At 42.8% G+C, this 13,185-nt stretch carries 9 protein-coding genes and 1 other annotated feature; all 9 genes read right to left on the minus strand.

Features of this window, described 5'->3' with window-relative positions:
- Nucleotides 1-262: 262 nt before the first annotated feature.
- On the minus strand, nt 263-841 hold the full coding sequence (locus PG840_RS08760) for a helix-turn-helix domain-containing protein (protein WP_117557418.1): 579 nt from the start codon (nt 839-841) through the stop codon (nt 263-265).
- A gap of 187 nt (nt 842-1,028) precedes the next feature.
- The gene (gene rpoC / locus PG840_RS08765) at nt 1,029-4,721 is read right to left on the minus strand and encodes a DNA-directed RNA polymerase subunit beta' (RefSeq protein WP_195502227.1); all 3,693 of its coding nucleotides are present in this window, start codon (nt 4,719-4,721) and stop codon (nt 1,029-1,031) included.
- A 13-nt stretch (nt 4,722-4,734) separates the two neighbouring features.
- Entirely contained in the window at nt 4,735-8,604 is a 3,870-nt protein-coding gene (gene rpoB, locus PG840_RS08770; protein WP_117824610.1) for a DNA-directed RNA polymerase subunit beta, read from the minus strand.
- Between the two features lie 347 nt (nt 8,605-8,951).
- Nucleotides 8,952-9,326, minus strand: coding sequence for a 50S ribosomal protein L7/L12 (gene rplL, locus PG840_RS08775; protein ID WP_022220337.1), 375 nt, complete (start codon nt 9,324-9,326; stop codon nt 8,952-8,954).
- 81 nt (nt 9,327-9,407) lie between these two features.
- Complete coding sequence (gene rplJ, locus PG840_RS08780; protein ID WP_022220338.1) at nt 9,408-9,932, minus strand: 50S ribosomal protein L10; 525 nt, start codon at nt 9,930-9,932, stop codon at nt 9,408-9,410.
- Nucleotides 9,933-10,007: 75 nt separating this feature from the next.
- Nucleotides 10,008-10,144 (minus strand) — a sequence feature (ribosomal protein L10 leader region).
- Nucleotides 10,145-10,210: 66 nt separating this feature from the next.
- The gene (locus PG840_RS08785; protein WP_008373488.1) at nt 10,211-11,155 is read right to left on the minus strand and encodes an L-lactate dehydrogenase; all 945 of its coding nucleotides are present in this window, start codon (nt 11,153-11,155) and stop codon (nt 10,211-10,213) included.
- 213 nt (nt 11,156-11,368) lie between these two features.
- Nucleotides 11,369-12,061, minus strand: coding sequence for a 50S ribosomal protein L1 (gene rplA / locus PG840_RS08790; protein WP_008373486.1), 693 nt, complete (start codon nt 12,059-12,061; stop codon nt 11,369-11,371).
- 84 nt (nt 12,062-12,145) lie between these two features.
- On the minus strand, nt 12,146-12,574 hold the full coding sequence (rplK, locus tag PG840_RS08795; protein ID WP_055247516.1) for a 50S ribosomal protein L11: 429 nt from the start codon (nt 12,572-12,574) through the stop codon (nt 12,146-12,148).
- 70 nt (nt 12,575-12,644) lie between these two features.
- Nucleotides 12,645-13,160, minus strand: coding sequence for a transcription termination/antitermination protein NusG (nusG, locus tag PG840_RS08800; RefSeq protein WP_008373482.1), 516 nt, complete (start codon nt 13,158-13,160; stop codon nt 12,645-12,647).
- Nucleotides 13,161-13,185: the final 25 nt, after the last annotated feature.

Genomic DNA, 13,185 nt, shown 5'->3' on the forward strand with positions numbered 1-13,185 from the left:
GTTTCACGCTATGACGTCTATGTTTAATTATTAGATTGTCCGTATTGTATGTATAAAAATCTAATCTTTATACACTTTAGTAAATAACACTGTCTTCAGAGCTGCGTGAATTTCGAAGAAACCCTGTTTTAACAGTTCAATTTTGTAAATTCACTTAAATGAATATTTATTCATATGTGTAACTTTTTTTCTTATTATAGAACCATACTCTAAGATTGTCAAGAGGAATGCTATTTATTTCATTTATTTCACAATTTAATTTTCACCTTTTATTTTCATTTCTTCCAAACAGTCTTGGTACATCCCGGTGATATACCCATATACTCACACAAGGTTCTTTTCCAGGATTGGAAATACTATGACGCTCTCTGCTCTTTATATATATACTGTCTCCCGGATGTAAACTGCAAATTTTTCCTTCCATCTCTACATTCAGAGTTCCTTTTATCACCATACACATTTCCGAAAAGACATGACGATATTCTTCTTTTTTCGCAGATTCTCCCGGTTCAATCGTAATATATTCAAAAATCGATTCTCCCTGACCAAAGTCTGCAACCTCAACTGTCATATTTTCTTCCGGATAAAGATGCTTACTCATTTCTTCTCTGTGTATAATCGTCTTTCCCGGCATTTCCCCTTCCAGTGCATACTGGATATCAATATCCAGTGCTTCACAAATTCGCGCAAGGCTGTCCACATTCGGAGATGTCTTATTCTGTTCCAGCATACTCAGATAGCCCGCTGAAAGCCCTGTATATTCTCCCAAAACCCGGATTGTCATCATTTTCTTTTTTCTGCATTCTCTGATCCGTTCACCAATATGAGCTAAATCCAGCATATCACACCTCCTGATTTTCGACTGATTATTTATATGCTACTGTATTTTTTCATATTTTGCAACCCTTTATTTTTGTAAAGTGTTAAAGAATTGGAAATAATTTTTAAATATTTTTGTTTTTCATGTCTTTAAAGCAAGAAAAGCAGACACGCCATTCAACGTATCTGCCTCTCTTAGCATATAAAGCCTATTCTTCAACTGTAACTGTTTCGTCAGCATTTTCTTCGCTTTCAACAGTTTCTGCTGTCTCTGCCGGTGCTTCAGACTCAGTATCATCATCCATATCAAAATCATCAAAACTGATTTCGTCGTCCATATCCATACCAAGGCCTGTATCAAGCTTAACATCACGGTATTTTCTCATACCTGTTCCTGCCGGAATCAGTTTACCGATAATGACGTTCTCTTTCAGACCGATCAGGTGGTCAACCTTGCCTTTGATAGCAGCCTCAGTCAGAACCTTGGTTGTCTCCTGGAAGGATGCAGCTGACAGGAAGGAATCTGTTGCCAGGGATGCCTTAGTAATACCAAGCATGATCTGTTCTCCTGTTGCAGGCTCTTTACCTTCTGCTACCATCTGTTCATTTACATCGTTGAACTCAAGGACATCTACCATTGTTCCCGGAAGGAATTCAGTATCTCCTCTTTCTTCGATGCGAATCTTCTTCAGCATCTGACGAACGATAACTTCGATATGCTTATCGTTGATTTCTACACCCTGCAGACGGTATACTCTCTGTACTTCCTGAAGCATGTAGTCCTGTGCAGCACGAAGACCTTTGATCTTAAGAAGGTCATGCGGGTTCACGCTACCTTCTGTAAGCTCGTCACCGGCTTCCAGAACAGCTCCATCCTGTACTTTAATACGTGATCCATAAGGAATCAGATAAGTCTTTGTCTCACCTGTCTGCTGATTGGTAACAATGATTTCACGCTTCTTCTTTGTATCGTTCAGGTTTGCAACACCTGCGATTTCTGTGATGATAGCAAGACCTTTCGGCTTTCTTGCTTCAAAAAGTTCTTCGACACGAGGAAGACCCTGTGTGATATCTCCACCGGCTACACCACCACTATGGAAAGTACGCATGGTCAGCTGTGTACCAGGTTCACCGATTGACTGAGCTGCAATAATACCGACAGCTTCACCAACCTGTACAGGTTCACCTGTTGCCATATTGGCACCATAACATTTCGCACAGATACCAATGTGTGATTTACAGGTCAGGATTGTACGGACTTTCACTTTCTTAAGTGGTGAATTTCCATTTTCATCCACACCGTATTTCATGATCTTTTCTGCACGTTTTGGTGTGATCATGTGGTTTGCTTTTACAAGCACATTGCCATCTTTGTCACAAATTGTATAGCATGAATATCTTCCTGTAATACGTTCCTGAAGACTTTCGATTTCTTCATTTCCATCCATGAATGCATGCAGATACATTCCCGGAATTTCAGCATCTTTGCTTACACAGTCAACCTCACGGATGATCAGATCCTGTGATACGTCAACAAGACGTCTTGTCAGGTATCCTGAATCGGCTGTACGAAGGGCAGTATCTGACATACCTTTTCGAGCTCCATGCGCAGACATGAAGTATTCCAGTACGTCCAGACCTTCACGGAAGTTTGACTTGATAGGCAGCTCGATCGTATGACCGGTTGTATCAGCCATAAGTCCACGCATACCTGCAAGCTGTTTGATCTGTTTATCAGATCCACGGGCTCCGGAATCCGCCATCATGAAGATGTTGTTGTATTTATCAAGTCCTGTAAGAAGGGCTTCTGTAAGCTCATCATCTGTTTCTTTCCAGGTCTCTACAACTTCTTTGTAACGCTCTTCTTCTGTAATAAGACCACGCTTAAAGTTACGTGTGATCTTATCAACCGTTGCCTGTGCTCTTGCGATCAATTCCGGTTTCTGTGGCGGTACAGTCATATCTGAAATAGATACAGTCATAGCTGCTCTTGTAGAGAGCTTGTATCCCATTGATTTTACATGGTCAAGTACTTCAGCTGTAGCTGACGCACCATGTGTGTTAATAACTTTTTCAAGAATCTGTTTCAGCTGTTTCTTTCCTACATGGAAATCCACTTCAAGAACCAGTTCATTTCCTTCTTTTTCACGATCAACAAAACCAAGATCCTGCGGAATAATTTCGTTGAAAATGAAACGTCCAAGTGTAGACTCTACTGTACCGGTCTTCTTTGTTCCATCCGGCATCGTCTTTGTCACACGTACTTTGATTCTTGAGTGAAGAGTTACAACTCCGTTTTCATAAGCAAGAATTGCTTCATTCACACTCTTGAATACTTTTCCTTCTCCCTTGGCTCCCGGTCTTTCCTGTGTCAGATAGTAGATACCAAGAACCATATCCTGTGAAGGAACAGCTACCGGACCACCATCAGACGGTTTCAGAAGGTTGTTTGGTGAAAGCAGAAGGAAACGGCACTCAGCCTGAGCTTCTACAGAAAGCGGAAGATGAACCGCCATCTGGTCACCATCGAAATCGGCATTGAATGCGGTACATACCAGTGGATGAAGCTTAATTGCTTTACCTTCTACCAGAATCGGTTCAAATGCCTGGATACCAAGACGGTGAAGTGTAGGAGCACGGTTCAGCATAACCGGATGCTCTTTGATTACATCTTCAAGCACATCCCATACTTCCGGCTGAAGACGCTCTACCATTTTCTTAGCATTCTTAATATTGTGAGCAGCTCCGCTCTCAACAAGTTCTTTCATAACAAACGGCTTGAACAGCTCGATTGCCATTTCTTTCGGAAGACCGCACTGATAGATTTTCAGTTCCGGTCCTACAACGATAACGGAACGTCCTGAGTAGTCAACACGTTTTCCGAGCAGGTTCTGACGGAAACGTCCTGATTTACCTTTCAGCATATCAGAAAGGGATTTCAGTGCTCTGTTTCCAGGACCTGTTACCGGACGTCCACGACGTCCATTGTCGATCAGAGCATCTACAGCTTCCTGCAGCATTCTCTTTTCGTTTCTAACGATAATGTCCGGAGCTCCCAGTTCAAGGAGTCTTCTCAGACGGTTATTTCTGTTGATAATTCTTCTGTACAGATCATTCAGGTCAGATGTTGCAAAACGTCCACCATCCAGCTGTACCATCGGACGCAGATCCGGCGGAATTACCGGGATTGCAGTCATGATCATCCATTCCGGTTTATTTCCTGATTCGCGGAAAGCTTCTACTACTTCAAGTCTCTTAACGATTCTTGCTCTCTTCTGTCCGGTAGCACCCTCAAGTCCTGCCTGCAGTTCAGCATAATCTTTTTCAAGATCAATCGCTTCAAGAAGTTCTTTGATCGCTTCTGCTCCCATTCCTACGCGGAAGCCATTGCCCCAGTTTTCTCTTGCTTCCTGGTATTCAGCTTCTGAAAGAACCTGCTTGTAAGAGAGATCTGTCTCTCCCTTATCAAGTACGATATAAGAAGCGAAATACAGTACTTTTTCCAAAGTTCTCGGTGAAAGATCCAGGATCAGTCCCATACGGCTCGGAATACCTTTGAAATACCAGATATGAGAAACCGGTGCCGCAAGTGCGATGTGACCCATACGTTCACGTCGCACAGTTGCCTTTGTTACTTCTACACCACAGCGATCGCATACAACACCTTTATAACGGATCTTTTTGTATTTACCACAGTGGCATTCCCAGTCTTTGCTAGGTCCAAAGATTTTCTCACAGAACAGACCGTCTCTTTCCGGCTTCAGTGTTCTGTAGTTGATTGTCTCCGGTTTTGTAACTTCACCTCTTGACCATTCCAGAATCTTTTCCGGAGATGCCAGACCTATTTTAATCGCATCAAATGAAATCGGTTGATACGTTGGTTCTTTTTTTGTTTCTGTCATTCTCGGCATCCTCCTATTCTAAATCCATGTCGTCATCAAAATCATCGTTCATATCGCCATCAAAATCGTCGAAGCTGTCATCTTCCTCCGGCTCATCATTTACATCAACCAGTTCTCCTTCTGAGAATTCCTGCTTGCTGTATCCGTGTTTACCATAATCTTCATCGTTATTGTAGCGTCTGTCTCCTTCAATAATGTGATTCAGGTTTGTATCACCGTAATCTACACTTTCCATGATCTGAACTTCTTCATTGTTCTCATCCAGGACACGTACATCCAGACCGAGTGACTGAAGTTCTTTAAGAAGTACCTTGAAGGATTCCGGAATTCCCGGTTCAGGAATATTTTCACCTTTGATGATTGCTTCGTATGTCTTCACACGGCCAACCACATCATCGGATTTAACTGTCAGGATTTCCTGCAGAGTATAAGATGCACCGTAAGCTTCTAGTGCCCAAACCTCCATCTCTCCGAAACGCTGTCCACCGAACTGTGCTTTACCACCAAGTGGCTGCTGTGTTACCAGTGAGTAAGGACCGGTTGAACGTGCATGGATCTTATCATCAACCAGGTGATGCAGTTTCAGATAATGCATGTGTCCGATTGTTACCGGGCTGTCGAAATATTCTCCGGTACGACCGTCTCTCAGTCTTACTTTACCGTCTCTTGAAAGCGGAACGCCTTTCCACAGTGCTCTGTGGTCTCTGTTCTCATACAGATAATCCATAACTTCCGGAAGAAGTTCTTCTTTATGTCTTGCTTCAAATTCTTCCCAGGACAGGTTAACATAATCGTTCGCCAGATCCAGGGTATCCATAATATCAACCTCGTTTGCACCATCGAATACTGGTGTTGCAATGTTGAATCCAAGTGCTTTGGCAGCCAGAGAAAGGTGGATCTCCAGTACCTGTCCGATATTCATACGTGACGGTACACCCAGTGGGTTCAGCACGATGTCAAGCGGACGTCCGTTCGGAAGGAACGGCATATCTTCTACAGGAAGTACACGGGAAACAACACCCTTGTTACCATGACGTCCGGCCATCTTATCACCTACAGAGATCTTTCTCTTCTGTGCGATGTAGATACGGACTGCCTGATTAACTCCCGGTGAAAGTTCATCCCCATTTTCTCTTGTAAATACTTTTGCATCTACAACGATACCGTATTCACCATGAGGTACTTTCAGAGAAGTATCTCTTACTTCACGAGCTTTTTCTCCAAAAATTGCACGAAGAAGTCTTTCCTCTGCTGTCAGTTCTGTCTCTCCCTTCGGAGTAACTTTGCCGACAAGAATATCTCCTGCACGAACCTCAGCACCGATACGGATAATACCTCTCTCATCCAGATCTTTCAGTGCATCATCTCCTACGCCAGGAATATCGCGTGTGATTTCTTCTGGTCCGAGCTTTGTATCACGGGCTTCTGCTTCATATTCTTCGATATGAACAGATGTATAAACATCATTCTGTACAAGACGTTCACTAAGAAGTACAGCATCCTCGTAGTTGTAACCTTCCCAGGTCATAAATCCGATCAACGGGTTCTTACCAAGAGCCATCTCACCATTGGAGGTAGAAGGTCCGTCTGCGATTACCTGTCCCTTTTCAACTCTTTCACCTTTAACAACGATCGGTCTCTGGTTATAGCAGTTGCTCTGGTTGCTTCGCAGGAATTTAGTCAGCTTATAAGTCTTTTTTGTCTTGTCATCCTGTTTAATTGTGATTTCAGTAGATGTTGATCTTTCAACAATACCACCTTCTTCTGCAACGACACATACACCTGAGTCGACAGCAGATTTTACTTCCATACCTGTTCCGACTACCGGAGCTTCTGTAGTAAGAAGCGGTACGGCCTGACGCTGCATGTTGGACCCCATCAGCGCACGGTTCGCATCATCGTTCTGCAGGAACGGAATCAGTGCTGTAGCAACAGAGAACACCATCTTCGGAGATACGTCCATGTAATCAAACATTCTTTTCTCGTATTCCTGAGTCTCATCACGGTAACGACCAGATACATTCTTATGAATGAAATGTCCTTCCTCATCCAGAGGCTCATTCGCCTGTGCTACATGATAATTATCTTCTTCATCCGCAGTCATATACACTACCTCTTCGGTTACAACCGGATTCTGCGGATCTGTTTTGTCAATCTTACGGTACGGTGCTTCTATAAATCCGTACTCATTGATTCTTGCATAACATGCGAGAGAGTTGATCAGACCGATGTTCGGTCCTTCAGGTGTCTCGATCGGACACATTCTTCCGTAATGTGAGTAGTGAACGTCACGAACCTCGAATCCGGCACGGTCACGGGAAAGTCCACCTGGACCAAGTGCGGAAAGACGTCTCTTGTGAGTCAGCTCACCAAGCGGGTTATTCTGATCCATGAACTGTGACAGCTGTGATGATCCGAAGAACTCTTTAACAGCAGCAGTTACAGGCTTGATATTGATCAGTGACTGCGGAGAAATGCCCTCCAGATCCTGTGTTGTCATTCTTTCACGGACAACTCTTTCCAGTCTTGAAAGACCGATTCTGTACTGATTCTGGAGAAGTTCTCCAACCGCACGGATACGTCTGTTACCCAAGTGGTCAATATCATCATCTTTACCGATTCCATATTCAAGATGCATATTGTAATTGATAGACGCCATAATGTCTTCTTTTGTAATATGCTTCGGAATCAGTTCATGAATATTCTTATGAATTGCTTCTTTCAGCTCATCGATATCTCCGGCTGTCTCTTCCAGGAGTTCAGCAAGTACCGGATAGTATACCAGTTCAGTTACGCCAACTTCTTCCGGATCGATTCCACATACAGCTTTGAGATCTACCATCATATTAGAAAGTACTTTGATATTACGGTCACTTTCTTCTCTTGCGATCCACACATATGGAACAGCTGCATTCTGGATGGCATCTGCAAGTTCTCTGTCAACGACAGCTCCTGCTTCTGCAATTACTTCACCTGTCATCGGGCTTACTACGTCTTCAGCCAGCGTATGTCCTGTGATACGGTTCTTGAGCATAAGCTTCTTATTAAATTTATAACGTCCAACCTTTGCAAGGTCATAACGTCTCGGGTCAAAGAACATGCTGGTGATCAGACTTTCTGCACTGTCTACAGCAAGCGGTTCACCCGGACGGATCTTCTTATATAATTCGAGAAGACCTTCCTGATAGTTCTCTGAAGTATCCTTTGTGAAACTTGCGAGAATCTTTGGCTCTTCACCAAAAAGATCGATAATCTCAGCATTCGTTCCAATACCAAGTGCACGGATCAGGACTGTGATCGGCACCTTACGGGTTCTGTCCACACGGACATAGAAAACGTCATTGGAGTCCGTCTCATATTCAAGCCATGCACCCCTGTTCGGGATAACGGTGCAAGAGTATAATTCTTTACCAAGTTTATCATGCGCAATTCCATAATAAATACCAGGTGAACGCACCAGCTGGCTGACAATAACACGTTCCGCACCATTGATTACAAAGGTACCGGTTCTTGTCATAATCGGTAAATCACCCATAAAGATCTCATGTTCATTGATCTCATCTGTCTCTTTGTTGTGAAGTCTTACCTTCACTTTAAGCGGTGCAGCATAAGTAGCATCGCGTTCTTTACATTCCTCGATTGTGTACTTGGTTTCATCTGTGCACAATGTAAAGTCGACAAATTCCAGGCTCAGATGTCCGCTGTAATCGGTAATCGGAGAAATATCATCAAATACTTCTTTTAATCCTTCATCCAGGAACCATTTGTAAGAGTCGGTCTGAACTTCGATCAAATTAGGCATTTGGAGTACTTCTTTTTGCCGGGAATAGCTCATGCGCATACTTTTTCCGTTTGTGATGGGACGAATTCTGTTTTTCTCCATTTGACGTTTCACTCCTTATATGATAAATTTTCGGGTTATTTCCGCCTTATTCAGGGCGCACTTATGGCATACGTTTCCACAATAGCGCATTTTTTACTTTACCACAGGTTTTTCCCGATTGTCAAGTCTAACTTTTCAAAGAATTGTATTTTTATTGTATTTTATAATGTAAGTGGCAAAATTTACTTTCGGTCCCTTTGATACCAGATTGCTACGTGCTTTGCACTCTCGCAATCCTCATCATCATTGTATGCATACCGCAGAAAAGTATAAAAAATCAAAAGAGCGTATCACTGCAGGAAATCCTGCGCGATACGCTCTTGTCATTCACAGTGTGATAACCAAAATTACTTAAGGTTAACTTCTGCTCCTTCAGCTTCAAGTTTTGTTTTGATTTCTTCAGCTTCAGCTTTAGAAACGCCTTCTTTAACTACCTTCGGTGCTCCGTCAACTAATTCTTTAGCTTCTTTAAGTCCAAGTCCTGTGATTTCACGAACAACTTTGATAACTTTAACTTTAGATGCTCCAGCAGAAACAAGTTCTACGTCGAACTCATCTTTTTCTTCTGCTGCTGCTCCACCTTCTGCAGCTGCTGCTACTACAACACCTGCTGCTGCGGATACACCAAATTCTTCTTCACATGCTTTAACTAAGTCATTTAATTCAAGTACAGATAATTCTTTGATAGCTTCAATAAATTCTGCTGTTGTTAATTTTGCCATTTTATTTTCCTCCATTTGATTTTAATGATTGGCTCTTTCGCCTCTTACTGTTCCCACACTCGGATGGGATTCCGGTACAGCTTACTCTGCTGCCGGTGCTTCTGCTTCAGCTTCTGCCGGAGCATCACCCTGTTCTGCGATCTGATTAAGAACACGAGCAAGGTTTGTAATAGGTGACTGTAAGCTTCCAAGTAATTTGGACAGCAGTACTTCTCTTGACGGAATCTTAGAAAGTTCCTGAATACCAGCTGCGTCATATACTGAGCCTTCAACTACACCTGCTTTTACTTCAAGAGCTTCTGCTTTCTTAGCGAAATTGCAGATGATTCTTGCCGGTGCTGTTGCATCTTCTTTAGAAATTGCAATAGCGTTCGGTCCTTCCAGATATTCGTCAAGCTGTGCGAAATCTGTTCCTTCAAAAGCTCTCTTCATCATTGTGTTCTTGCAAACTTTGTAGATAACACCTGCTTCTCTCAGCTGTTTACGAAGTTCAGTATCCTGAGCTACTGTAAGTCCACAGTAGTTAACGATAACTGCTGACTGAGCATCTGTGAGATCTTCAACGATTGCCTGTACGATAGGTTGTTTTAATTCAACTTTTGCCACGAATGGTGCACCTCCTTGTAGTATTTTCAACTGCCAGAAAGTCTCGGTCCCAGCGGGGACTTTCATATCACGCAATCATGCGCTAAAAAACCTCCGCGCCAAAGCACAGAGGTTTACAAATTCAAATCTAATGAATCTTGTCTTCCTCGGTAGGCGTTTTGACCCTTATGCCTTACGGCACCTACTGTCTTCGGCAGTTACTTCGTAAATATAGCATACGTTTACCAGAAAGTCAAGTGTATTTTTTCAATTTTTTCAATTTCATCCAGTTTCTTCTATTATAAGTCCAAACCATCCAGAACTTCCTTCAATTCTTTTGCAGATGAAAGCAATTTTTCTTTTTCTTCATCGCTCAGTGGAATCTCAAGAACTTTTTCTGCACCTTTCTGCGAAACTATGGTCGGAACACTGATACAGAGTCCTTCCAGTCCGTATTCTCCCTCCATCAGACTCGTGACAGGAAGAACCGCATTTTCATTCATAACAATGCTTTCTGCAATTCTCGCAACCGCCATTGCCACACCATAATAGGTTGCACCCTTTTTCTGGATAATATCATAAGCACTGTCCCGCACGGTCTTATAAATTCTTTCCATAGATTCCTGATGCTGATAATGTCCGCGAAGTTCACAGAAATCATTGATTGGAATTCCCGCTACATTTGCCCCGCTCCATACAGCAAGCTCACTGTCTCCATGCTCTCCGATGATATTGGCATGTACGCTCCGGCTCGCAACCTGAAGATGTTCACTTAACAGATAGCGGAATCTTGCAGTATCCAGAACGGTTCCGCTTCCGAATACTCTTTCCTTCGGATATCCGGAAATCTTAAGTGCCGCATAAGTCAGAATATCCACTGGATTTGCTACAACAAGCAGGATTCCTTCAAATCCGCGTTTTGTGATTTCCGGAATAATCGATTTGAAAATTGCTACATTTTTGTGTACCAGATCCAGTCTTGTCTCTCCCGGTTTTTGATTTGCCCCAGCTGTAATGATGATTAGTGAACAATCACTGATATCATCATAAGATCCCGCATATATTTTCATCGGGTGCGCATATGGTCTACCGTGGCTTATGTCCATTGCCTCCCCTTCTGCTTTTTCTTTATTCGCATCGATCAGTACCAGTTCGGAAAAGATCCCTTTCTGAAGTAAGCTGAACGCAGAGGACGCTCCTACAAACCCACATCCGATAATTGCTGCCTTTTGAATATTAACCATGACAAAGTGCCTCCTTTTAATTGCTTGATATTTTTTTCACAGGCATAGGTTATCATTATTTTCCCCGATTTTCAATGTTTTCATGCATTGTTCGTCAAAAAATGCACAATGTATACAGAATACTGTTTGTTAGATTTCATGTTGCACAAAAAGACACCGTAACGGATCACTCCGCATACGGTGTCTCTATTATTTACATTTATTCAATACTGATTAAGCAAGCTTCATTGGGTTGATTTTTACACCAGGTCCCATTGTAGAAGTAAGTGTCACACTCTTAAGATACTGACCCTTTACTGCTGCCGGTTTAGCTTTGTTAATCGCATCGATAAGCGTCTGGAAGTTGTCAGCAAGCTGTTCTTCAGTGAAAGAAGCTTTTCCTACCGGTACATGGATGATATTTGTCTTGTCCAATCTGTACTCAATCTTACCAGCTTTGATTTCGTTGATAGCTTTTGTAACGTCCATTGTTACTGTACCAGCCTTCGGGTTTGGCATTAAACCTTTTGGTCCAAGTACACGTCCGAGACGTCCAACAACACCCATCATATCCGGTGTAGCTACAACTACATCGAATTCGAACCAGTTTTCATTCTGGATCTTCGGAATGAGTTCATCTCCACCTACGTAATCTGCTCCGGCAGCTTTAGCTTCTTCAGCTTTAGCGTCCTTAGCAAATACAAGGATACGAACCTTTTTACCAGTTCCGTGTGGAAGAACTACAGCGCCACGGATCTGCTGATCTGCATGACGTCCGTCACATCCTGTTCTGATATGAGCTTCGATTGTTTCGTCAAATTTAGCTGTCGCGCTCTTCTTAACAAGTGCGATTGCTTCATCTCTATCATAGAGAGTTGCTCTGTCGATTAACTTTGCAGCTTCTACGTATTTCTTTCCTCTTTTCATTCTAAATACCTCCTAGTGGTGATTACGGGAATTCCCTCCCACGTATTTTTTCAGTTTCCTTACATTCTGCTTATGCAGTCTGAATTAGTCCTCTACTACAGTTACACCCATGCTGCGGCATGTTCCTTCGATCATGCTCATAGCTGATTCTACGGATGCAGCGTTCAGGTCTGGCATCTTGAGTTCTGCGATTTCCTTTACCTGAGCTTTTGTAATCTTAGCAACTTTTGTCTTGTTCGGAACACCTGAACCAGATTTAAGGTTGCAGGCTTTCTTAATAAGAACTGCTGCCGGAGGAGTCTTTGTAACGAAGCTGAAACTTCTGTCACTGTAAACTGTAATTACTACAGGAATGATCAGATCTCCCTGATCAGCTGTCTTTGCGTTGAACTGTTTTGTAAATTCAACGATATTTACACCGTGCTGTCCAAGAGCAGGACCAACCGGTGGAGCCGGAGTAGCCTTTCCAGCTGGAATCTGTAATTTGATATAACCTGAAACTTTTTTTGCCATTTTAAAGTACCTCCTTGTGGTATTTGCGGGGATTTCCCTCCCACGTGTTCATTATGCACTGCGCATAAAGTTACATTTTTTTGACTTCTGCGAAACTGATTTCTACCGGCGTTTCGCGGCCGAATAAATCAACATTGATCGTCAGGCTCTGTTTAGCCATATTGATAGTCTGAATCATGCCGACTGTTCCTTCCCAGGCTCCGCCTGTTACTGTCACAGTATCTCCTTCTTCAAAATCTACCACGATGTCTTCTTTCTGGATACCAAGTGGTGCCATCTCTTCATCTGTAAGCGGAACCGGTTTGGATCCAGGACCTACAAATCCTGTAACACCTCTTGTGTTTCGTACCACATACCAGGTATCATCGTTCATGATCATGTGGATCAGAACATATCCCGGAAACATCTTTTTCTGAGACGCTTTCTGTACGCCGTTCTTCAATTCGACAACTTCCTGCATCGGAACACGGACCTCAAGGATCTCATCTTCCAGATGACGGTTCTCGATCGTTTTGTCAATGTTGGCTTTTACCTTGTTCTCATACCCTGAATAGGTATGCACAACATACCATTTTGCTTCTGCCATAAACTCACCTTTCCTGCATTACCAT

This window comes from Coprococcus sp. AM97-35 (assembly GCF_027697525.1).
GTDB lineage: Bacteria > Bacillota > Clostridia > Lachnospirales > Lachnospiraceae > Allocoprococcus > Allocoprococcus comes.